Below are 23,044 nucleotides of genomic sequence, written 5' to 3'. Positions count from 1 at the left end.
GAGTTTGCTAAACGGTAGCCATCCGGGACTTATGAAGGTTGAATGGAAAGTTCGCAGTTTCAAGCAGAAGAGGTGAAATTCATTTGGGAAAAGAATCAAAAAAAGAGATGATGATCGAGCGGATGATTGAAAAGAAGAAGGAAGTAAAGGTTGTCAGACGGATTGTATTAGGCATTACGCTTGTCCTTCTTCTAATTGGTTTGATCGGTGGCCGAAGCGCCTATAAGTATGTAACGGGGGCGTTGCAGCCTGTCGATCCGGATGCCGAGGAAGTCATTGAAGTAGAAATTCCGATCGGCTCAGGTCTTGATACGATATCTGCTAAACTTGCAGAAAAAGGGATTATTAAAGACGCACGTATTTTTAAATACTATGCAAAATTTAATAACGAGTCCCAATTTCAAGCGGGAACATACGGATTGACAAAAGCGATGACGCCCGATGAGTTGATCGAAAGTTTGAAAACAGGTAAAGTGTATCGGGAACCGGTCTTCACAATAACAGTTCCTGAAGGATTGACATTAAAACAAATTGCGAAAATTGTTGAAAAAGACACAAATATTACAGAAGAAGAGTTTCTGGATTATGTTGGAGATGAAGCGACAATTGACCGGCTCATCGGAAAATATTCCCGAATTTTGACCGAGGATATTAAAGGGGACCAGATCAAATATCCGTTGGAAGGTTATTTATTCCCCGCGACCTATCCTTTCTATGAGGAAAATCCTTCTATCGAAACGATTGTCGATGCTATGGTTCAAGCGACGGTAACCAATGTTACCCCGTATTTGGACTATCTTGAAAGTGAAGAGAAAACAGTGCATTGGCTGTTAACCTTTGCTTCTTTACTTGAAGAAGAGGCGACAGCACAATCCGATCGTGAGACGATTGCGAGCGTCTTCTACAATCGATTGGACATCGATATGCCGCTGCAAACCGATCCGACTGTCCTCTATGCGTTAGGGGCCCATAAAGACCGTGTCCTCTATGCTGATTTGGAAGTGGCGGATCCGTATAATACGTATAAAAATAAAGGCTTGCCACCTGGCCCGATTGCCGGAGCAGGAAAGTCTTCCATTGAAGCGGTCATCGCACCTGCGGAAACGAATTATCTCTACTTTTTGGCTGATAAGGAAGGCGTCAATCATTTCACGGATTCGTATGATCAGCATTTGAAAAACCGTGACCGCTATTTATCAGGCGACTGATCGCGCTACTTGAACGTCATTTCACCGTGATGTATTTGAAGAGGAAGGTGAACGGAATGGGCAATTACGAGGCTTATTTAGCCGGTTTTAGGCAAGAGCAGAATGCCTTGATTATTGAAATGGAACAATATGCTGCGGAACATCATGTTCCGATCATGGATCGTGCAGGCATCGATCTATTGATCAGTCTTTTGCGGATCCATAAGCCGGCGCGAATTCTTGAAATTGGCAGTGCCATCGGGTATTCCGCCATTCGGATCGCCGAAGCATTGCCCGATTCGTCCATTGTGACAATCGAAAGGGATCGTGATCGCTATTTGAAGGCGGTCGACTATATCCAACGCAGCGGACGAAAAGAACAAATTACGATTATCGAAACGGATGCTTTACAAACTGAAGAGCCTGATATTTTCACTAGGTCTTATGATGCGCTTTTTATTGATGCGGCAAAAGGTCAATATCAAGCTTTTTTTCAAAAATATGCGCCTACAGTCACATCTTCAGGTGTCATCTATTGCGATAATATGTTCATGCATGGTATGGTACTGCTCGAAGATGAAGAAGTGCCGCGACGCAAGCGCACGATGATCCGGAACTTGAAAGAATTCACGCGGTGGATCATGGCACATCCCGATTATGAAGCCTCTTTGCTTCCGGTAGGGGATGGGTTGTTAATTGCGGTGAAAAAATAAGGGGCAGTCGCTTGAGTAAGGAGAATCTGAAGAGAAGATGAAAGATAGAAAACCCCTCGTAATCGGAATCGCAGGCGGTTCGGGTTCCGGGAAAACGAGTGTCACACATTCGATCTATGAGGTGTTCAAAGAACATTCCGTAGTCGTCATCGAACAGGATTATTATTATAAAGACCAATCGCATTTAGCGTTCGAGGAACGACTGGAGACGAATTACGATCATCCATTGGCATTCGACACAGATTTATTGATCGAACATATTGCCTGTTTGCTGAATCGGCAACCGGTGGAAAAGCCGGTCTATGATTATTCGCTTCATACACGTTCAGCTGAAACGGTTTACATTGAACCGAAAGATGTTATCATCTTAGAGGGGATTTTAGTACTCGAAGATCCTCGGCTACGCGAATTGATGGATATCAAGCTATTCGTTGATACGGATGCGGATTTGCGCATAATTCGCCGGATTATGCGGGATATTAACGAACGCGGCAGAACGATCAATTCCGTGATCGAGCAGTATTTGTCGGTCGTCCGCCCGATGCATAACCAATTTATCGAACCGACGAAAAGGTATGCAGACATCATCATTCCAGAAGGGGGTCACAATGAAGTGGCAATTGACCTGATGGTTACAAAAATAAAAACAATTCTTGAATATGGAACGGAATTGTAATATGATGATGACAGAATTCTATACAGATGAACACTATGTCGCATACCTCTTGTAGGAGCGGCATAGTATTTTTATGAACAGGAATATGAGGAGTGGTGTGTAATGATTACCGAAAAGAAATATCCAATGACAGTATCTGGAAAAGAAAAGCTACAAGAAGAGTTGGAATTCCTGAAAACTGTAAAACGAAAAGAAGTGGTCGAGCGCATTAAAATTGCACGTAGTTACGGCGACCTTTCTGAAAACTCGGAGTACGATTCTGCAAAAGAAGATCAGGCCTTTGTAGAAGGCAGAATTTCAACGCTTGAGTCAATGATTCGCAATGCAGTCATTATCACAGAAGACGAGTTGAATACGGATGAGGTACAACTCGGGAAAACGGTTACATTCAAAGAATTGCCGGACGGGGATGAAGAGACATACACGATTGTCGGTTCTGCAGAAGCAAACCCGATGGAAGGTCTCATTTCAAATGATTCACCGATTGCGAAAGCACTCATCGGTCGTTCAAAGGATGAGGAAGTGGAAATCGTCACACCTGGTGGGAAGATGTCGGTTGTCATCCTTGAAATAAAATGACCTACGGATAGCCGCCTGTCACGACGAGGGCGGTTTTTTCATCGTCTAGGCTCCGGTCGCCAGACGCTCGGAGGCTCACAGGAAGTGAGTCAGGCAGTCGTTGCGACAGGACGTCGCACGCTTAGACTGCGTTCCTTTAAAGCAGGCGCCCTGCGCTTTTGTTCTCTTCATCGATGTTGACAAGCATTTGTTATTCGTCAAATGGGGAAACTTGTCGTCGTTTCATTCGTCTAAAGCATGGAGAAATTCGGAGATCAATGAAATGGAGATGATTGCGTATGGCACAAGAAGAACCGAATTTTTCGAGGACTCGAAGAAAAAAAAGGCGTAATCGTTCGAATCGAATATTGAATCTGTTGATTGGGATAGTGGTATTGCTCATCATTGTCGTTGCGACATCCATCATCCTTCAAGGGGGAGAGGATCAGGCTGACGAAGGCGCTGTTGCCGATCGGACGGAAACCGAGGAGAACTTGAATACGGAAAAACAGGCACCAGCTGGCAATACGGCTGATGAACATGACGAAGAGGGAAATGACCTGCAGCTTGAGAATGATCCGGAAATCGGAAATGAAGAAAACCGACAGTCGGAGGAAGACGATACCCATAGTCCAGGAACAGTAACAATCGTTCCGTCGGAGGATGCGGTCATCGCTGAAACAGTCATTGATACATCATGGCAGCCGATCGGGACAACCCAAACGGGGGAACATGTCTCTTTATACGACGGCAAATCGGTTGATTGGAAAGAAAAGGAAAAAGCCCTTGCCTATGCGACGGGCTTGCCATATGATTCCATGATTTTCTGGAAAATCAAAAATGGCGGTGGACCGCAACAGTCGGTTGGGATCGTATCCTCTCGGGATAAAGAAGAAAAATACCGGGTTTACCTTGAATGGGTGGACGGAAAAGGTTGGAAACCGGTGAAAATGGATGTCTTGACGACATTGGATTTTGACTATTGAACTTGATTCATTGGAGGGAAACAAAATGAAAATTGCCGTAATCGGAGCAATGGAAGAAGAAGTGGAATATTTACGAGAAGAAGTGGCTTCGGCACAAACGACGAGCATTGCAGGATGTGAATTCATCGAAGGGGAAATAGCAGGCCGGCAAATCGTCCTCGTTAAAAGTGGCATCGGTAAAGTGAATGCAGCGGTTGCGACGGCGCTTCTACTGACGCATTTCAAACCGGATGTCGTCCTCAATACGGGATCGGCAGGCGGTTTCCGGGAAGACTTGGAAGTCGGTACAGTCGTCATTTCAGATGAGGTACGGCATCACGACGTCAATGTCACGGCATTTGGCTATGAGCACGGACAAGTGCCAGGGCAGCCGGCCGCGTATGAAGCGGATGCACGACTTGTGGAAGTGGCCCGTGAAGCGGTGGAGGAAGTCGGACAGCACACCCATGCAACTGGCTTGATTGCTTCCGGCGATACATTTATGAGCGATGCTGCACATGTGGAAGAAGTGAAGCGGCTATTTCCGACGATGATTGCGGCTGAAATGGAAGCGGCAGCCGTTGCACAAGTTTGCCACCAATTCGAAACGCCATTTGTCGTCATCCGTGCATTATCCGATATTGCAGGCAAAGAATCGTCCATCAGTTTTGATGAATTTTTGCCGGTTGCTGCTAGACATTCCACGGATATTGTTTTAAAAGCCATCTCGAAACTTTAATGGTTTCATGGTAAGATAACGATAGAATACATCTTAATAGATAGGTTTCGAGGAGGGGTTGTACATGTTTATTCTAATGGCAGGCGTATTTATCGCTTCAACCATCATCGCAGTCGTTATTGCCAGAGAGGTTCGTGCGGACTGAGGTAAAAAAGAAGAGGCGTTTCCTATGTTGGGATCACTCCCGCATGGAAACGCCTTTTTGTTGTGCGGCATCCAAGACTGGAACCGAGCGGTCACTCATTATATTCATGCTTGAATAGCTGATATAATTTGACAATCGCACGCTTTTCAATACGGGAAACATAGCTTCGGGAAATATCGAGTTGCTCTGCAATTTCCTTCTGCGTCATCGGCTGATCATCCAACAGGCCGTATCTACGCTGGATAATTTCCAATTCCCGTCCATCCAGTTTCCCAAGATGCCGATACAGTCTTTCTTTGCGCTCTTTTTGCTCGACCGCATCGACTGGTGTTTCATCATCGGTTTGAAGTAAATCTGCAATTTGCAATGATTGCCCATCTTTATCCGTGCCGATCGGATCGAAGAGAGAGACGTCTTTTTGTACTTTTTTCTGCGTGCGCAAGTACATTAGTATTTCGTTTTCAATGCAGCGGGCGGCGTATGTGGCCAGCTTGGTTTTCCGGTCTGGCGTGAAGCTGTTCACCGCTTTCATCAGTCCGATTGTGCCGATTGAAATATAATCATCAAGTAATTCGTGTTTTGGATGGAATTTTTTTACGATGTGAGCGACGAGACGCATATTGCGTTCAATAAGTTCATCCCTTGCATCCTCATCGCCCTCTGCCAGTCGTTTTAGACATGCTGCTTCTTCTTCTTTCGAGAGGGGCCGTTGGAATGCCTGCCCCCGGATGTAGCCAATCATCGCAGGAACTTCTAGCCATAGCTGGACAATTGCCATGACCAACCCACTCATCGGGTCACCTCCTGTGTCGTTGTATGACAGCATATGCGGTCATGTCTTGCCATATCACCGTTTTTTCGGTCGGACAGGCGCTAAAGGATGTCCTATTTTGCTTAGCTACAGAACAAAGCGATTGACCAAGGAAGCGGATGGGAGGCAGTGCAACCTGCTCTTTTCTTTTGTCTAGGCTCCGGGCGCCAGATGCTCGGGTCATAAGTCGTTTCGGCTGCGAGGCAAAGAACGCCTCATCGCCGACTCGCCTTATGCCTGTCGCGGGCCTACAGGAAGTAGGTCACGCTGTCGTTGCCACAGGACGTGGCGACCTTAGACTGCGATTCTCATTTCAGGCGCCCTGCTCTTTTCTTTTCGGTGCGTGAAAGGCGGAGTGTTATGTTATAATCGTTTCAGAATTAGAACTTAATCGGAGTGGATTTCGTGTATAACTATTTTTTACCGGATGAATATGTGAAAGACATCTTTCAAATCAAACCGGAAGTGCTGAAAGAAAAGGGGATTAAAGGCATTATTACAGATTTGGACAACACCCTTGTCGAATGGGATCGTCCGGAAGCGACTCCAGCCATCATCGACTGGATGAAATCCATGAAAGAAGCGGGCATACAAGTGACGGTCGTCTCCAATAATAATGAGATGCGGGTGAAAACGTTCTGTGATCCCATTGGAACGCCATTCATTTGCGAAGCGCGGAAACCGTTGCGTAAATCCTTTAAAAAAGCATTGACGACCATGGGAATTCGAAAAGAGGAAGCTGTGGTCATCGGTGACCAGCTGATGACCGATATCCTTGGCGGCAATCGAAAAGGTTTACATACGATCCTTGTCGTGCCTGTCGCGAACTCAGATGGATTTTTTACAAAGTTTAACAGAATGATGGAAAGAAGAATCATGGCCGGACTGAAACGGAAAGGCCTGATCAAGTGGGAGGAATAAGTTTGGAACAATTGAAATGTATCGGATGCGGCATTACGATCCAAGTGGAAGATCCAAAAGTGGAAGGCTATGCACCGCCTGCCTCCTTGGAAAAAGAGGAAGTCATTTGCCAACGCTGTTTCAGGTTGCGGAACTACAATGAGTTGCAGCCTGTTTCCTTATCGGGCGATGATTTCCTGAATATCTTGAACGGGATCGGGGAAAGGGACGGTATGATTGTCAAGATCGTTGATATCTTTGATTTCAACGGCAGTTGGATCAATGGCTTACACCGTTTTGTCGGTCATAAAGATATTTTGCTGATCGGCAATAAATCGGACGTGTTGCCGAAGTCCGTCAACCGCAATCGACTCATCAATTGGATGCGGGCCGAAGCGGTGAAACTCGGTTTGAAACCGGTTGATGTCCTTCTTGTCTCCGCTCATAAAGGGCATGGGATGGAAGAGGCGCTGGCAGCGATCGATACGATACGGAAAGGCAAAGATGTCTACGTCGTCGGCTGTACAAATGTCGGAAAGTCGACCTTCATTAATCGTATCATTAAAGGAGCGACAGGGGTGGGGGAAGTCATAACGACATCCCATTTCCCGGGAACGACTTTGGATCTTGTCGAGATTCCGCTCGATGATGGAAAAGCGATTTACGATACACCGGGGATTATCAACGATCACCAAATTGCACACCATCTGGATGCGATAGATTTGAAAGCCATCACACCGAAGAAAGAGTTGAAGCCGAAAGTGTTCCAGTTGAATCCGGAACAGACGCTTTTCATCGGTGGACTTGCACGTTTCGATTTTATCAAAGGGGATCGCTCATCCTTTACGATCCATGTGTCCAATGAGTTGCCGATTCATCGGACAAAATTGGACAATGCGGATGCGCTTTATGAAAAACATCTCGGCGACATGCTGTCACCGCCATCGGGTGAGTCGCTGGAACAATTGCCGCCTTTTGTACGGCATGAATATTCGATAAAAAAAGCGAAAACGGATCTCGTCATTTCAGGTCTGGGCTGGATCACTGTCCAGCATCCCGACGTTGTCGTTGCCGTTCATGCGCCTCGTGGGGTAGATGTTGTACTGAGGCCTTCGCTCATTTAAGGGGGAGTGTTCGATGAAAAAATGGTATGCGGTCATCGGTGACCCGATTGCACAATCCATGTCGCCTGGTTTGCATGGCGCATGGTTCGAAGAAAATGCAATCGATGCCACGTATATTCCGCTTCATATACAGGCGGAAAAACTTGAACAAGCTGTAGAAAGTTTAAAAACCTTAGGATGCAGCGGTTGGAATGTGACGGTTCCACATAAAAATGCTATCATTCCATTTCTGGATCGATTGGATTCATCTGCAGAGCAGATGGGAGCTGTCAATACGGTGCATGTTTCGCCGGATGGCACGCTAGTTGGCTCCAATACGGATGGGCTTGGTTTTGTCCAATCATTGGAAGAGGCATATGGAGAACAGTGTAAAGGACGAAAAGTTCTTTTAATCGGTGCCGGTGGAGCCGCGCGGGGGATTGCTTTTGCGCTGGAGCACATGGGTTATGGTCCGATTGTCATTACAAACCGCACAGTGGAAAAAGCGCAACAATTGGCAACGAATCTCAAGGATGCCACTGCACAAACACTGGCAGAAGCGGAAGAGACACTAGCTGATTATGGTTTGATTGTCCAAACCACTTCAGTCGGTATGAATTTCGCGCAGGAAGGCATGCCGCTGAATCCAGAAAACATCGCTGCCGATGCAGTCGTCGCAGATATCATTTATAACCCGCTCGAAACGGAATTTTTGGCACAAGCTCGCAAAAATGGGGCGAAAACGTTGAATGGGGTCGGCATGTTCGTCCATCAGGGCGCCCTTGCATTCCAGACATGGACAGACATTCGTCCCGATACGGAAAAAACCATTGAAAAAATAACAGCAATAGTTGGAGGCAAATAATGTTAACAGGTAAGCAAAAAAGATTTCTACGCAGCGAAGCGCATCATTTACAACCCATTTTCCAAATCGGAAAAAGTGGTTTGACGGAGTCGGTCATCCATCAAATCGAAGAGGCGCTTGAAGCGAAAGAATTGATCAAAGTGAATATTTTACAAAACTGCGAAGAAGATAAAAACGACATTGCGGCTGAACTGTCGGAGCGAGAAGGACTAGAAGTCGTTCAGGTAATCGGCAATATCCTCATTCTGTATAAAGAGTCCAGAGAGAAAAAACGCATCGTCTTGCCATAAGGAGGGATTTGCTTCCATGAAAAAGGTAGGCATACTTGGCGGTACGTTCAATCCTCCTCATATCGGGCATCTCATCGTCGCAAACGAAGTGAAAAATGCCTTGGGACTGGACGAAGTTCGGCTTATGCCGACCGCCGTTCCACCCCATAAAGTGGCACAAGGCGATGCAACAGCAGAAGAGCGCCTGCAAATGGTCGAACTTGCCGTGTCAGGGATAGAAGGCTTGACGGCCTGCCCGTTTGAAGTGGAACAAGGCGGCGTATCCTATACGTATGAGACGATGAAAAGGCTGACGGTCATAGAGCCGGAGACGTCCTTCCATTTCATCATTGGCGGGGATATGATCGATCAGTTACCGACATGGTATCGGATTGATGAGTTGGTCCGTCTTGTCCAATTCATCGGAGTCAATCGACCAGGAAACAGCGGGGAAACGGAGTATCCAGTCCAATTGGTGGACATTCCGCAGATCGACTTGTCGTCCTCATTGATCCGGGAACGTTTTTTGGAAAAGCGGACAGTCCGTTTTTTGATTCCCCACGAAGTGGAGTCGTTTATCCGGGAGGTGGGCCTATATGGATGTTGAACAGTTGAAAAAAGTCTTGCAACAACGATTGACACAATCGCGCTATGAACATGTGCTCCGTGTTGCAGAAACAGCTAAAGCGATGGCGGTGCGTTACGACATTTCGGTGTTGAAAGCGGGACAGGCGGCATTGTTCCATGATATTGCAAAATGTATGTCCAAAACGGACTTACGTGACATATTGGAACGAGAACAAGAAGATCCGCGACTGCTCGACTTCCATCACGAACTATGGCATGGTCCTGTCGGTGCGGTAATTGCGCAGCAAGAATTCAACGTTGCAGATCCGGATGTTGTGCATGCGATTCGTTATCATACAACTGGACGAGCAGGAATGTCCGATCTTGAAAAACTGATTTATGTTGCTGATATGATCGAGCCCGGACGTGATTTTCCAGGCGTGGAAACATTGAGGGAGCTTGCAAATGAAAATCTCCATGCAGCGATGGGCGCTTGCATCTATCAGTCGGTGAAGTATTTGGTGAATAAAAAAGTCTCGGTTTATCCAGATTCGATCGATTGTTATAATATATACATCGATTGAGTCAAGGATATTCGGAAAGGAAAAGTGAAACAATGACAACTACATTACTAACAACAGCTTATCAAGCGGTGGATGATAAAAAAGGGGAAGACATTGTCGTCTTGAATATGGAAGGGGTATCGCTTATTGCCGATCAATTTATCATCTGTCATGCCAATTCGGAGCGGCAAGTACAAGCCATCGCAAAAGAAGTGGCAGATAAAGCGGCAGAAATCGGTCATCCTGTGAAACGGATGGAAGGCCTCGACTTGGCGAGATGGGTGCTGGTCGATCTTGGCGATGTCGTCGTACATGTTTTCCATCGTGACGAGCGCGGATACTATAATTTGGAAAAACTTTGGGGAGATGCCCCGTTGTTGAATATGACAGATGGAAACTAAGCAGTCTTATGGAGAATTCGCTGCCGTCTATGATGAACTGATGACGGATATCCCGTATGAGACATATGTGGAACTCGTCATGACGGCAACGGCAGGACTTCGCGGCAAACGTATTTTGGACATTGGTTGTGGAACCGGTCTATTATCTGTCCAGTTGGCAAAGCAAGGGGCTGACGTGACAGGGATCGATCTGTCCGCAGACATGTTGGCCGTTGCGGAAAAGCGGGCGCAGGCACTTTCCTTGCCTGTAAAGTTCGTGCAGCAACCGATGCAGCAATTAGCCGGCGTTACCGGCTATGATGCGGCAGTTATTGCGATTGACTCGCTGAATTATTTACAAGAACGTGAAGAGGTCCTTTCAACTTTCCGCAATATTCATGCGGCACTGGTAGTGGGAGGGACGCTCCTCTTTGACGTCCATTCCACATTTAAGACGGATGTCATTTTCATGGAGGGACCTTTTACGTTCGATAACGGTCGAATCGCTTACATATGGGAAACGGAGGAGGGGGAGCATCCCCATTCCGTTTATTCGGAACTTGCTTTTTTCATTCAAGAACAAAATGACGCCTATCGACGGTTCGATGAAGTGCATACACAGCGGACATTTCCGGTACATGACTATGTCAACATGCTGGAGGAAGCTGGTTTTTCAATTGAACGGGTTTTTGCGGATTGGGAAGATTTAGCGCCTGACGAAGAAAGTGAAAGAATCTTTTTTCAAGTAAGAAAATAACCCTTTTTGACTTCATCCAGTTGAGGTTAAAACCTCAACTGGATGAAGTCATGCCTCCGGCGGATGCCACAGATTTTTCAGATGAATTTATCGAGCAAGCTCGATAAAATCTGGGCGCAATAACGCCTCGGCGTTATTGATTTTGGACGGTCATTCATTTATATTGAAAGAGACTCCATATGGATGCCGCCAAAGAAAGGGTGAATACGACTGTTTCTTTCGCTTGTATCCGGCAAGTGGCGTAAGATGATCACCCCCATTGCTGTAGTCGCTATCGTCAGCGCTTTTCTGTTCTTCCCCAAAGGACAGGACGACGATCAAACATATGTTATGAGCGACTCCAACCCATTCCCTGAACTGATTGAAGAAGAAATTGAAGAAAATGAAACGGTCCTTCCACCTGTCCCCGAACCCATCGTTGTCGATGTGAAAGGGGCTGTTCAACATCCTGGCGTCTATTCGTTATCGGAAGGCGAACGGCTGATCGATGCCATCCATGCGGCAGGCGGATATTTACCCGATGCGGATTCCCGCATGCTGAACCACGCCTTAAAACTGACGGATGAATTTGTCGTCTACGTCCCGAGCGTTGGGGAAGAGCCGATCGACATTATCCAAACGACGACAGCCGGGAAAAGTGCGGGACAAAATGATGGAAAAGTCAATATCAATACAGCGGATGAACAAGAACTGATGACCATTCCGGGTGTCGGTCCTGCGAAAGCCGCCGCCATTATCCAATACCGGACGGATCATGGACTGTTCAAAACGCCTGAATCATTGATGGAAGTGTCCGGGATCGGACAAAAAACATTTGAGAAGCTGGAATCACAAATTACAGTGAAATGAGTGCTTAAATTTTATCTATACGAGGAGGGTCCATATGGAGCGCATTACATGGGACCAGTTTTTCATGGCGCAATGCCATCTATTAGCAGTGAGAAGCACATGTACAAGACTTGCAGTCGGTGCGACAATCGTCCGAGAGAATCGGATTATCGCTGGAGGTTATAATGGATCAATTTCAGGAGGCGACCATTGCATCGATCATGGCTGTTATGTCGTGGACAATCATTGCATCCGTACGATCCACGCGGAGATGAACGCTTTGCTGCAATGTTCGAAATACGGCATTCCGGTTGCAGGTTCGACGTTGTATGTCACCCATTTCCCGTGTCTCCAATGCTCGAAGGCGATCATTCAATCGGGTATCCGCCATGTGATCTATGCCACAGATTACAAAAATAGCGAATATGCCATCGAGTTATTTAAACAATCCGGTGTCACTGTACAGCATATTCCATTCGACGAAAAGAAAGTGGATTTTTCCAGTGAACAGAAACTGGAATTATTTAATGAATTGCTTCAAAAAATGCAGACACTTGGTCTAAGAGATGAAGAACTGGCTCCCTATACACAAAGGGTGAATGACTTATTCGGGAAATAATCTCGCGTGTCCGTGTCATCTATATCGCATTTCCGGTAGCCGTATCGGCATTCGCCGCATACGGACCGGTCCATTTACTATCTCTTAATCTGTTGTTACTCCCCATTTTCCTACGTAGAAAAGAAGAATTCCTCACACCTATCCTCGCAGTTTTGGCTGCTTGTCTCTCTTTTTTTGTCATCTCAGCAAACTTACCGGAAACGATCGAATCCGGACCGGCTACCTTGACGTTGACTTGGTCGGACAATGTGAAAATTGACGGCGGCAAGATAAAGGGCTTCGCGACAACATCGACAGGGTTAACTGTCTATGCCATCTATTCCTTTAAAAATGAACGGGAGAAAAACCTGTTTCAGGATGCCCCGTTCCCTTCCATGCAATGGACGGTCACCGGTTCTTTCCGGGAACCGGAGCTCCCTTCACATGCGTTTTCTTTCGATATGCAAAAATATATGCGGATGTACGGCGCGTCGGGAATTTTCGAGGCGGAGACTTTGTTGAAAGTCGATCAGCGATCCGGAATCGGCGTCAAGTTGCGTGAACAGCGCCGTCAAGTGAAAAAACATATCGAGAATACCTTCCCTGAATCGTTGGTCGTGGAGGCGGAAGCATTATTGATCGGGGACCGTAGCGGGATGGATGAAGATTTGGCTGCGGATTATCAGACACTGGGCATTACCCATCTGTTTGCCATTTCCGGGTTGCACGTCGGGTTGCTGACGTTTCTTTTCCGCAGTACATTGCTCCGATTAAGCATGAGGCGGGAAACGGTCGACCTTTTGCTGATCATCCTATTGCCGTGCTATGCGGTATTGGCAGGTGGGGCCCCGTCGGTCTGGCGGGCGGTGTCTGCAACGGTCCTCGTACTGCTGGCCGCTTCAGGACGCATGAAGATCAGGTTGGAAGACGCGCTGGCCATCAGTGCGATCATTTTCATATGGATGCAGCCTTATGTATTGTTTCAACCGGGATTCCAGTTATCTTATTTGGCTGCATTCGCACTCGTCTATTCATCGGCCATTTTGGCGACTTCCCGTTCCGCACTGAAGACGTCGTTTTTTGTGACATCCATTAGTCAGCTGGCGTTATTTCCCGTCTTGCTGTTTCATTTTCACGGGTTATCCATTTCATCATTTATTGTGAATCTAGTCTATGTCCCGCTTTATTCCATCATCATTTTACCAGCAAATATCATCCTGTTGGTGACATCCTACTTGTCACCAGTTATCGTTAACAGCATGTTCTATGTCTATGAGCCGTTCAGGGATGTGGTCGGCGACGTGACAAGTTCGATCGCCTCTTTGCCTTATCAATTATGGACACCGGGAAAACCCGGTGCCTGGTTGACCTCGATCGCGGTTGGAGGTGTTATGCTTTTTCTCATCCGTTGGGAAAGCGGAGCCCGATTTGGGCGGAGCGTCCTTTTTCTTCTCGTCCCAGCATTGCTCATCCATTTTACACCGTACACGGACAGTTCCTTGCACGTGACCTATCTGGATGTGGGGCAGGGGGATAGCATTGTCATTGAACTGCCTTATCGGAAAGCGGTCTATGTCATCGACACGGGTGGAACGATCACATTTGGGGAACCCGATTGGCGCACGCCATCCAAACCGTTTGAAGTCGGAAGGAAAATCGTCGTCCCTTATTTGAAAGGTCGAGGCATTACGACTATTGATAAGTTGATTTTGACGCATGCTGATGCGGATCATGTGGAAGGGGCAGATGAAGTATTGGAAGAGGTGACCGTAAGAGAAATTCATATTTCACCTGGGAGTGAGGAAGAGCGAAGCATGCAGGATATTTTGCGGTTGGCGGATCAACAGAACATCCCGATTGTTCCGATACAAGAAGGGATTTCATGGAGGATGGGCGATGCGGCCTTCTATTACGTCGGACCGACAACGGAGAAATATGTTGGAAACGATAGCTCGCTCGTTTTGTATATGACGACAACGGGACCTTCATTTTTATTTACTGGAGATATGGAGGAAGAAGGGGAAAGACGCTTTCTTCAGAAATATGGGCAAGCAACATTCAGCTCCCTCATTTTAAAGGCAGGCCATCATGGTAGTAAGACGTCCAGTAGTGAGCCATTTATTGCGGCGCTGCAACCGGAATGGACGATTTTTTCAGCGGGAAGGAATAACCGCTACGGCCATCCGCACCCGGAAGTCGTAGATCGATTTCGCGATTACGGACTGAAAACGATGGCCACCGCAGAATCAGGTTCGATCACTGTTACGATAAAAGGGGATCGTTACCAAATCACTTCGATGGAAAAATGAAAAAACGGTTTCGCGATTTCCGTAATGGAAATGCAAAACCGTTTTCTTCACGTTTGTTTAGCCAGCGACTACGTCGATAATTGTAGCAATAACAAATATTGCTGAGAAAGCTACGAAAGCGACAACAAAGCCAACTCCCGAATCGATCGCATCATTACGTTTTGACTGGACGTCATGTTCAAACTCATTCATTGCTACCCCTCCTAATTCCACTTTAGTATAGATGATTGCCCACTAAAAATCCATAGCTTTCGCCTTTTTCTAGATTTGTGAAAGAAAAAGACACAAATTGTTCATATGAACGGTTGTTCTTGTTGTATAATTGAGGTCGAGGATTGCTGAAGAGGTGATACAAATGGCGAATGCCATATGGAAGAAAATAGCTGCGGGACAAATTGATCCAGTCTACTTGTTGACCGGACTTGAACAACATATATTTGATACGACAGTGAATCGACTCAAAAAAGCAATGCCGGATCTGGATGAAGCATCACTCATCCGATTTGACTTGGAAGAGACGCCTGTCGAAGCCGTCATTGAGGAAGCCGATACGTTGCCGTTCCTGCAAGAACGAAAATTGATCATCGCAGGAAATGCCAACTTTTTGAAAGCGCAAGATAAAAGTAGGGAAAAAGTGACGCATAATCTGGCTATGCTGGAAACATGGCTCGCCAATCCATCGCCGACTGCTGTGGTGGTTTTCATGGCACCTTACGAAAAGTTGGACGCGAGAAAACGGATTACAAAAATCATGAAAGAACAGGCGACCGTTATTGAAGCGGAACGTCTCCAAGGGAAGGACCTAATAGCTTGGATCCAACAGGAGGCGAGCTCGATCGGAACGTATATTTCAGCGGATGATGCCCAGTTGCTCGTCGACATGGCAGGAGATCAACTGCTGACACTAGCTACAGAGATAAATAAAATGGGTACGTATTTGAATGGAGAAGGTGAGATTACCGCATCGGTCATTGAATTGCTCGTCCCGCGCACACCCGAAATGGATGTTTTCCGGCTGACGGATGCTTATGTGGCGGGGAGGGTGCCGGATACAATTTCAATCTATCACGACTTGTTGCGGAACGGGGAAGAACCGATCATGCTCACTTCGCTCATCGCCAGTCAAATCAGGTTGATGATTCATGTAGGGACATTGCGGAAAAAAGGATACCACCAACAACAAATTGCCAAAACATTAGGTGTCCATCCATACCGGGTGAAATTGATGATGGAAAACCGGCAAATCCCTCAGGCGGAGCGGCTGCTTGTTATTTTGGACAAACTTGCGGAAATCGATTATAAATTAAAATCGACGGGTGGAAAAAGAGAACGCGTCCTGGAATTGTTTTTCATGGAACCGCTCAGAAAATGAAAAAAGGTCGTCCATTACAGGACGACCTTTTTTACATTTGGATTATAAAGCTTTTTTAGTAAGACGTGCTTTTTGACGAGCAGCAGTGTTTTTGTGGATAAGACCTTTACGTGCAGCTGTATCCATTTTTTTGATTGCGTCTTTTAGAAGGATAGTAGCATCCTCAGCTTTAGCGTCAAGAGCAACTTCAGCTTTACGTACAGCTGTACGCATAGCATGCTTCGTAGTTGAGTTTTGTTCGTTAGCAGCAGCGCTTTGTTTAACGCGTTTGATAGCTCCTTTGATGTTTGGCAATTCATTCACCTCCAATTTCAGGTAAGGCAAGAGTGTTTCCACGAATTTACGGATATCTCTTTACAACAAGCATTATTTTAACAAATTGAGAACTAGATTGCAACAAGAAAAGCTGTAGGGAACGCAACCAAAGTTCGCCGCGTCCTGCAACGATGGTTACAAGACCAACATCCTGTTGACCTAAGAATATTTCCTTGACACAACGGACAAACTTGTTGTTGAGGTGATTGGATGGAGAAGTTGGATTTTTTTAGAACGGATCTTCTCGATGAAAGCGAGGAAATGGTCCGGCATCGGACGGCATCGGAAAAAAATCGATTAAAAGAAGAGGAAGGCATTTCGTTTGGCGAATCCAGATTAGGTCGTGTTGTCGTCACGTCCGTCGTGGTCGATGCTGAAGGGGAAAAAAGGATTGGCAAGAAAAAAGGAACATATATTACGTTAACCGTACCAGCGTTGACTCCAGGTGATACGGAAGGGATAGACGACCTAGCGCGTGTGCTAATCGACAAACTGGAAGAAATGATCGCAGCGATCCCATCTGTGAAAGATGGGAAAATCCTCTTTATAGGATTGGGGAATCGCGATGTGACCCCGGATGCGGTCGGTCCATTGACGATGGATCGTTTGCAATCCATTGTGCCGGAATATTATGCAGAGGATGGCAGTGAAGTGTTTGTCTATGCGCCGGGCGTTACGATTCAAACCGGCTTGGAAACGGCTGATTTTGTCCAAGCGCTTACCGATAAGATAAAGCCCGATTTACTTATCGTCATCGACGCGCTTGCCGCAAGGAGCAGTGCAAGGCTTTGCCGCACGATCCAATTGACGGATACGGGCATCCACCCGGGATCCGGTGTCGGAAATAATCGGAAAGAAGTGTCAGAAGAAGTTTTAGGGGTTCCGGTCATCGCAATCGGCATTCCGACCGTTGTGGACGGCCCTGTCCTAATTGCGGATGCAATCGATTCGATGTTTGGCTATATCGCTTCTAAGATCAGTGAAAAGGATAGCCCATCTTCTCGGCTTTCGGTTACGCCTTGGCTGCACAGTGAAAACAAAGATGCAGATCGTTCTACATTGCTGCCGATTTTTGGAGATTGGGCATCTTGGCCGCATGAAGACCGTATTCAATTGTTTGAAGAAGTATTAGCGAATCATGAACTACGGACGTTCATTTCGCCGAAAGAGATTGATTCTTGGGTTTCGATCTATGCGGACACGTTGTCGGATTCATTGTCATCCTGGGTAGCTAATTTAAAAAAATAGTCATTGCTCCGTTTTCTGACGCATATAGTTGGAAAACGGAGGGATGCCATTTGAAAAAAACATCGCTAATCTGGGGCTCACTCATTCTGTTTCTCTTCCTGTTTCCTGTCTTCGTCAGTATGACGGCAGAAGGACAAACGGCGAAATCTCCTAAACTTGTCAAGGAATCTTCCTACATGGTCTACGCCGCTAATGTGTTGGAGGAAGAGTCAAAAGCACAAACGACTGGGAAAGCACTTCTTTATTTTACGCATTCGCATGAAGCATATGAACCAATGACGAAAGCTTATGACGGAAAAGTCGCTGTCTCTCATCATTCCGAAAACATCATGAAAATTGGGGAAAAGCTAAAATCACAGTTGGATGTCAATGGGGTTGAAACGACAATTTTACCGATTGATATCCAAGCGCAAATGGAGAAGAAAGGAATTGCTTATGCACGTTCCTATAAAGAAATCCGTCCTTATGTGCAGAAGCAAGCTCAAGCCGACAAATATGACTTCATCATTGATCTCCATCGCGATCATCTGCGGGCAGATAGAACGACGATTGTCCATAACGGAGAAAAGTATGCGAAAGTTGCATTTGTCATCGGAAAGAATAATCCGAATTATAAACAGAACCAAGCGAAGGCGAAGCTGCTGAAGGATGAAATGGAAAAATTGGTACCTGGGATTACCCGGGATTTTATTGTGAAAAGTGGACCGGGCGTTGATGGCAAGTATAACCAGGATTTGCATCCGTCCCTTTTGCTGATCGAGCTCGGTGGGATCGGCAATGCGGAAGATGAGCTGAATCGGACCGTTTCTGTCATCGGAAGTGCAGCTGCAGCGGTACTTCAAAACTCCTGACGTGTCGAATATTGAAGTCTAGGCGGTTCACTGCTATAATTCATACTAGCTAAACTAGGAGTGAACTGAGATGAATTTAGAACAGAGATTGGCACGTCAGAAAAACATACGGAATTTTTCCATCATTGCCCATATCGATCACGGTAAATCTACGCTTGCCGATCGCATATTGGAACAAACCCAGACACTAACTTCCAGGGAAATGAAGTCCCAGACGCTCGATTCAATGGATCTGGAACGTGAACGTGGAATTACAATCAAATTGAACGCTGTGCAGTTGACGTATACGGCGAAAGACGGGCAGGAATATACATTCCACCTGATCGACACGCCGGGACACGTCGACTTTACATATGAAGTGTCACGAAGCCTCGCTGCATGTGAAGGGGCTATTCTCGTCGTCGATGCAGCGCAAGGTATTGAAGCGCAAACGCTAGCGAACGTCTACTTGGCACTTGATAATGATCTGGAAATTTTACCGGTCATCAATAAAATCGACCTGCCTGCCGCCGATCCGGATCGTGTCAAACAGGAAATTGAAGACGTCATCGGATTGGACGCTTCGGAAGCGGTCCTTGCATCGGCAAAAGCGGGCATCGGCATTGAAGACATCTTAGAACAAATCGTCGAAAAAGTGCCGGCTCCTCAAGGGGACCCGGAAGCACCGTTAAAAGCGCTCATCTTCGACTCCCATTACGATGCGTATAGAGGCGTTATCGTCAATATCCGAATTGTAGAAGGGACGGTCCGACCTGGCGATAAGATCCGCATGATGGCGACGGGCAAGGAATTCGAAGTCATCGAGACGGGCGTCTTCACACCGTCAGCGAAACATCGCGATGAATTGACAGTAGGGGACGTTGGTTACTTATCGGCTTCCATAAAAAATGTTGGGGACACACGAGTCGGGGATACGATTACAGGCGTGAAAAACCCTGCGAGTGAACCGCTACCAGGCTATCGTCGCTTAAATCCGATGGTATTCTGTGGATTGTATCCGATCGATACATCCAAATACAACGACTTGCGTGAAGCACTTGAAAAGTTGGAGTTGAACGACTCTGCGCTTGAATACGAAGCAGAGACATCCCAAGCACTCGGCTTCGGATACCGTTGTGGCTTCCTCGGTCTGTTGCATATGGAAATCATCCAAGAGCGGATTGAACGCGAATTCAATATTGACTTGATCACAACAGCACCAAGTGTTATTTACAATGTCATCATGACGGATGGTACTGAACTGAAAGTGGACAACCCTGCCATGATGCCAGACGCACAGAAAATCGACCACGTCGAAGAACCATATGTCAAAGCATCCATCATGGTCCCGAATGATTATGTCGGTTCTGTCATGGAACTGTGCCAACATAAACGCGGAAACTTCATCACGATGGATTATATCGATGCGTCACGTGTCAACATCATCTACGAATTGCCGTTGGCGGAAATTGTCTATGACTTCTTCGACCAATTGAAATCAGGTACAAAAGGATACGCTTCATTTGACTACGAACTCATTGGCTACAAAGAATCGAAACTCGTTAAGATGGACATTTTGTTGAACGGTGAACAAGTGGATGCACTCAGCTTCATCGTCCACCGCGATTTCTCCTACGAACGCGGAAAAGCGATCGTTGAGAAACTGAAAAAATTGATCCCAAGACAACAGTTCGAAGTACCAGTCCAAGCCGCAATCGGCCAAAAAATCGTTGCCCGATCCAACATCAAATCGATCGGGAAAAACGTTCTCGCGAAATGTTACGGTGGAGACATCTCCCGTAAACGTAAATTGCTTGAGAAACAAAAAGAAGGTAAGAAACGGATGAAACAAGTCGGTTCCGTTGAAGTGCCACAAGAAGCCTTTATGGCTGTATTGAAGATGGACGAGGAATAAAAATTATAGGTATGCACTTCGTGTTTTGAATGAACCGTGTGAAATAGTGATATGCCACCCTGTTGCCACCGAGCGAAATTTTCTTGGCGACAGCAGGTCATTTCAAATCACGCATACATGATCAGAATCAGTGTAATGGGCACCGTATTTGGGTTTGTTTTTTGCAACCCAAATACGGTGCTTTTATATATATTAATAAATGAAGCCCCATGAATGCACGGCCTGTGATTCTTGGAAAGACGGATTGGGCTGATAGTACCTTATACTTTGCAACTGGGAGTTAAGAAGGTTTTGGAAGGTAGTGGGCTTGGTGGATGTTAGGTAACAAAAAAGTTTCTTTTTCATTTGTCGGAAAGAGGATTATGAAAATAAATGAAAAATAACGAATTTGGGTTTAGTTTTTAGATTAATTGTCCATAATGGTCTGAGATAACAATTCGAAGGATGATATCATGATTTATATTTATAATGACTATGGCGGAACTCATACTACATCACTGGCAGCTGCATATCATTTAAAAGAATTAGACCAATCGGAACGTAAACTTACTAAAGAAGAAATATTAAGTGTAAACTATTTCAATAAATTAACTAAAAAGGATTCCGGGAAAATCATTTTCCATGGGATAGATGAAAATGGAGACTCCGTGTATACAATAGGTCGGAAATCCTCAAAATTGGTTGTTCCAGCAATGAAAAATTTGATTTTATTGATTCAAAGTAAACATCAATTTCAAGAACAAATAATATTCTCCAATACATCACCCACTGTACCGATCGCGATGTCGATTGGTGGTTTTTTGTCTAGAGGCTTAAAAATTGATATTCTTGGTGTGCCATTACTGGTTATAGGTGCCAAACAATGTTGCGATAATATTTTTCGGTTGGTAGAAAACACAAAACGTATAGCCCAATCCAGTAAGGAACAAGTGACTATTTTAGACAATCAAGAATTTAAGTAATACTTCTTAACAAGGAGCCGATCCAGAAAATCATTTTTTACTGATTTTCTGGATCGGCTCCTTTCGATTAAAAATCATTAATCGCGCGTCAAAGAAACGTATTCAATTGAATCGGAAATGAGTGTTACTACATGGTTTACTCCGATGAAAGAAATCCTTTGGGAAGGCAGTAAATGATAAGACTCAAAATCTGTCGTAGACGTGATGGAAGAGTCGCTACTACTTTGTACGTTTATTGACTTTAATGATTCAACGAGAATACTAGATTCTGATTTCAGCTGTATAAATGCGTTCCAGCTCAAGCGGTTCACCTCCTTAATTGACACTGCTTGCCATTGTTGTGCTCGTCCCATTTTTAGTAACTCTTTATACATTACAATAGACGTTATTTAATTATTTACGTTAAAAGAGTTCTAAAAGATTCATTTTAATAGATGCGCACGATATTATTGATTATGAAGAACACGATGTTCAATTTTCAACATAAGCAGAGCTTTTATACTAAAATTTAATGGTATTAAGAGAGGTAAAGGTGAATACGGATGAGTAGAAATCTATGGTCACTTATTTTAAATTCATTAAGAATTGTAACAGGTTGGTATATATTCTTTTCTTACATTCTCATACCTTTCAATGGAGTGTTAAGAGCCGATCAACATGCATTAGCATGGGATTATTATGACACCCGAATTATAGTAGGCTTACTTCTATTTGTTCTTTTATTCGGATCAAGAGATCAGCTAATTGGCGGACTAAAAATATATAGTCATATCTTGAATACTAAGTTAACGACAAATGTATACGTTGGAAGGGCCTATTACTCTATACTTGTTGCACGTATTTTGGTAATATATTTTTTCATCATGATTTATACACTATTTTTTCTTCCCTTTACATTAATTAATACATTGTGGCTATCTGTTAAAAAAACGACCACTTTTGTCATCTCAGTTGTAAATTATTCACGTTAAAGGCGCATCGTAAAAAGTGTCAAAGATGCCTTTATACTTCGTTTTTAAGCTTTTAATATTCTTGGGATCTGTAGAGAGTATATTGATGACGTCTCCACTCGCTCCGAAGTGAATCAGATACTTACTCGTGTCAATCATCAATAAAGCTTTGGAGGCACGCTCATTTTTATAGAGAAGTACATCTATTGTATATAATATCGCATCATTCACGGCTACGTTTTTTATTGATGCAATCTTACCGAACCCTTCGTCAAGATCAAATTCTTCACTTGTGAGTTTATGTTCCTTCCAATTAACCAAGCGTATCCGCTTTGACAAGTTATTAGTGAGATATTTATTTTTTCTATTATATTCTAGCGAAAGGAATAGATCGACAGTTGGCTCATCCATCGTAAGATGATTCATAAATTTTCGAATCCCATTCACTCGAACTTCTCTGAAATAATCTGTTGAGAATCTAACGCGGTTTTCCATCGGTGCATTAAAATACATAGAAGA

General features: G+C 45.1%; 26 protein-coding genes. 22 read left to right on the top strand and 4 right to left on the bottom strand.

Annotated features, from left to right (window positions below; translation table 11 throughout):
* Positions 1-83 precede the first annotated feature (83 nt).
* The 6 genes from mltG (at position 84) to mtnN (ending at position 4,838) form a co-directional block, all read left to right on the top strand.
* Complete coding sequence (gene mltG / locus MHZ95_RS14390) at positions 84-1,208, top strand: endolytic transglycosylase MltG (RefSeq protein WP_239391474.1); 1,125 nt, start codon at positions 84-86, stop codon at positions 1,206-1,208.
* Positions 1,209-1,264: 56 nt separating this feature from the next.
* Positions 1,265-1,900 carry an O-methyltransferase gene (locus MHZ95_RS14385; protein ID WP_239391473.1) on the top strand — a complete coding sequence of 212 codons (636 nt, stop codon included), beginning with the start codon at positions 1,265-1,267 and terminating at the stop codon, positions 1,898-1,900.
* A gap of 37 nt (positions 1,901-1,937) precedes the next feature.
* Positions 1,938-2,576: a uridine kinase gene (gene udk, locus MHZ95_RS14380; protein ID WP_239391472.1), complete on the top strand. Its 639-nt coding sequence runs from the start codon at positions 1,938-1,940 to the stop codon at positions 2,574-2,576.
* Between the two features lie 102 nt (positions 2,577-2,678).
* Positions 2,679-3,155: a transcription elongation factor GreA gene (gene greA, locus MHZ95_RS14375; protein ID WP_239391471.1), complete on the top strand. Its 477-nt coding sequence runs from the start codon at positions 2,679-2,681 to the stop codon at positions 3,153-3,155.
* 278 nt (positions 3,156-3,433) lie between these two features.
* Entirely contained in the window at positions 3,434-4,120 is a 687-nt protein-coding gene (locus tag MHZ95_RS14370; RefSeq protein WP_239391470.1) for a YrrS family protein, read from the top strand.
* A gap of 25 nt (positions 4,121-4,145) precedes the next feature.
* The gene (mtnN, locus tag MHZ95_RS14365; protein ID WP_239391469.1) at positions 4,146-4,838 is read left to right on the top strand and encodes a 5'-methylthioadenosine/S-adenosylhomocysteine nucleosidase; all 693 of its coding nucleotides are present in this window, start codon (positions 4,146-4,148) and stop codon (positions 4,836-4,838) included.
* A 236-nt stretch (positions 4,839-5,074) separates the two neighbouring features.
* On the opposite strand, the gene sigK is transcribed toward mtnN, so the two are convergent.
* On the bottom strand, positions 5,075-5,776 hold the full coding sequence (gene sigK, locus MHZ95_RS14360; RefSeq protein ID WP_239391468.1) for an RNA polymerase sporulation sigma factor SigK: 702 nt from the start codon (positions 5,774-5,776) through the stop codon (positions 5,075-5,077).
* A 423-nt stretch (positions 5,777-6,199) separates the two neighbouring features.
* Here sigK and MHZ95_RS14355 point away from each other — a divergent pair, with 423 nt between their 5' ends.
* The 11 genes from MHZ95_RS14355 to MHZ95_RS14305 all read left to right on the top strand — a co-directional run bounded on the left by MHZ95_RS14355 (position 6,200) and on the right by MHZ95_RS14305 (position 14,933).
* The gene (locus MHZ95_RS14355; RefSeq protein WP_239391467.1) at positions 6,200-6,715 is read left to right on the top strand and encodes a YqeG family HAD IIIA-type phosphatase; all 516 of its coding nucleotides are present in this window, start codon (positions 6,200-6,202) and stop codon (positions 6,713-6,715) included.
* A 2-nt stretch (positions 6,716-6,717) separates the two neighbouring features.
* The gene (yqeH, locus tag MHZ95_RS14350; protein WP_239391466.1) at positions 6,718-7,818 is read left to right on the top strand and encodes a ribosome biogenesis GTPase YqeH; all 1,101 of its coding nucleotides are present in this window, start codon (positions 6,718-6,720) and stop codon (positions 7,816-7,818) included.
* A 13-nt stretch (positions 7,819-7,831) separates the two neighbouring features.
* Complete coding sequence (gene aroE, locus MHZ95_RS14345; protein WP_239391465.1) at positions 7,832-8,662, top strand: shikimate dehydrogenase; 831 nt, start codon at positions 7,832-7,834, stop codon at positions 8,660-8,662.
* Positions 8,662-8,952, top strand: a complete 291-nt coding sequence (gene yhbY / locus MHZ95_RS14340; RefSeq protein ID WP_239391464.1) for a ribosome assembly RNA-binding protein YhbY — start codon at positions 8,662-8,664, stop codon at positions 8,950-8,952. Before aroE ends, yhbY begins: the two co-directional genes overlap by 1 nt.
* Before the next feature lie 16 nt (positions 8,953-8,968).
* Entirely contained in the window at positions 8,969-9,538 is a 570-nt protein-coding gene (locus tag MHZ95_RS14335; RefSeq protein ID WP_239391463.1) for a nicotinate-nucleotide adenylyltransferase, read from the top strand.
* On the top strand, positions 9,528-10,082 hold the full coding sequence (gene yqeK / locus MHZ95_RS14330) for a bis(5'-nucleosyl)-tetraphosphatase (symmetrical) YqeK (protein ID WP_239391462.1): 555 nt from the start codon (positions 9,528-9,530) through the stop codon (positions 10,080-10,082). Before MHZ95_RS14335 ends, yqeK begins: the two co-directional genes overlap by 11 nt.
* A gap of 32 nt (positions 10,083-10,114) precedes the next feature.
* Positions 10,115-10,462 carry a ribosome silencing factor gene (gene rsfS / locus MHZ95_RS14325; RefSeq protein WP_239391461.1) on the top strand — a complete coding sequence of 116 codons (348 nt, stop codon included), beginning with the start codon at positions 10,115-10,117 and terminating at the stop codon, positions 10,460-10,462.
* Entirely contained in the window at positions 10,452-11,198 is a 747-nt protein-coding gene (locus tag MHZ95_RS14320; protein ID WP_239391460.1) for a class I SAM-dependent DNA methyltransferase, read from the top strand. Before rsfS ends, MHZ95_RS14320 begins: the two co-directional genes overlap by 11 nt.
* Before the next feature lie 246 nt (positions 11,199-11,444).
* Complete coding sequence (locus MHZ95_RS14315) at positions 11,445-12,047, top strand: helix-hairpin-helix domain-containing protein (protein WP_239391459.1); 603 nt, start codon at positions 11,445-11,447, stop codon at positions 12,045-12,047.
* Positions 12,048-12,081: 34 nt separating this feature from the next.
* Entirely contained in the window at positions 12,082-12,645 is a 564-nt protein-coding gene (locus MHZ95_RS14310; protein ID WP_239391458.1) for a ComE operon protein 2, read from the top strand.
* A 152-nt stretch (positions 12,646-12,797) separates the two neighbouring features.
* Positions 12,798-14,933, top strand: coding sequence for a DNA internalization-related competence protein ComEC/Rec2 (locus MHZ95_RS14305; protein ID WP_239391457.1), 2,136 nt, complete (start codon positions 12,798-12,800; stop codon positions 14,931-14,933).
* 57 nt (positions 14,934-14,990) lie between these two features.
* On the opposite strand, the gene MHZ95_RS14300 is transcribed toward MHZ95_RS14305, so the two are convergent.
* Positions 14,991-15,125, bottom strand: a complete 135-nt coding sequence (locus MHZ95_RS14300; protein ID WP_239391456.1) for a YqzM family protein — start codon at positions 15,123-15,125, stop codon at positions 14,991-14,993.
* A gap of 163 nt (positions 15,126-15,288) precedes the next feature.
* Between MHZ95_RS14300 and holA the strand changes: the two genes are divergently transcribed.
* Complete coding sequence (holA, locus tag MHZ95_RS14295) at positions 15,289-16,305, top strand: DNA polymerase III subunit delta (RefSeq protein WP_239391455.1); 1,017 nt, start codon at positions 15,289-15,291, stop codon at positions 16,303-16,305.
* 42 nt (positions 16,306-16,347) lie between these two features.
* Here the strand turns inward: holA and rpsT are convergent, their stop codons facing one another.
* Entirely contained in the window at positions 16,348-16,599 is a 252-nt protein-coding gene (gene rpsT / locus MHZ95_RS14290; RefSeq protein ID WP_239391454.1) for a 30S ribosomal protein S20, read from the bottom strand.
* 231 nt (positions 16,600-16,830) lie between these two features.
* Between rpsT and gpr the strand changes: the two genes are divergently transcribed.
* From gpr to MHZ95_RS14270, 4 genes are all read left to right on the top strand, one after another.
* Positions 16,831-17,868, top strand: a complete 1,038-nt coding sequence (gene gpr, locus MHZ95_RS14285; protein WP_239391453.1) for a GPR endopeptidase — start codon at positions 16,831-16,833, stop codon at positions 17,866-17,868.
* Between the two features lie 50 nt (positions 17,869-17,918).
* The gene (gene spoIIP / locus MHZ95_RS14280; RefSeq protein WP_239391452.1) at positions 17,919-18,719 is read left to right on the top strand and encodes a stage II sporulation protein P; all 801 of its coding nucleotides are present in this window, start codon (positions 17,919-17,921) and stop codon (positions 18,717-18,719) included.
* A 70-nt stretch (positions 18,720-18,789) separates the two neighbouring features.
* Positions 18,790-20,613 carry a translation elongation factor 4 gene (lepA, locus tag MHZ95_RS14275; protein WP_239391451.1) on the top strand — a complete coding sequence of 608 codons (1,824 nt, stop codon included), beginning with the start codon at positions 18,790-18,792 and terminating at the stop codon, positions 20,611-20,613.
* A 452-nt stretch (positions 20,614-21,065) separates the two neighbouring features.
* On the top strand, positions 21,066-21,575 hold the full coding sequence (locus MHZ95_RS14270) for a DUF3189 family protein (protein ID WP_239391450.1): 510 nt from the start codon (positions 21,066-21,068) through the stop codon (positions 21,573-21,575).
* A 962-nt stretch (positions 21,576-22,537) separates the two neighbouring features.
* Here MHZ95_RS14270 and MHZ95_RS14265 read toward each other — a convergent pair.
* Positions 22,538-23,038 carry a hypothetical protein gene (locus MHZ95_RS14265; protein ID WP_239391449.1) on the bottom strand — a complete coding sequence of 167 codons (501 nt, stop codon included), beginning with the start codon at positions 23,036-23,038 and terminating at the stop codon, positions 22,538-22,540.
* Between the last annotated feature and the right edge of the window lie 6 nt (positions 23,039-23,044).

The sequence above is a fragment of the Sporosarcina sp. ACRSM genome (assembly GCF_022346545.1).
In the GTDB taxonomy this organism is placed as follows: Bacteria; Bacillota; Bacilli; order Bacillales_A; family Planococcaceae; genus Sporosarcina.
This window is presented reverse-complemented; position numbering and strand designations above follow the sequence as displayed.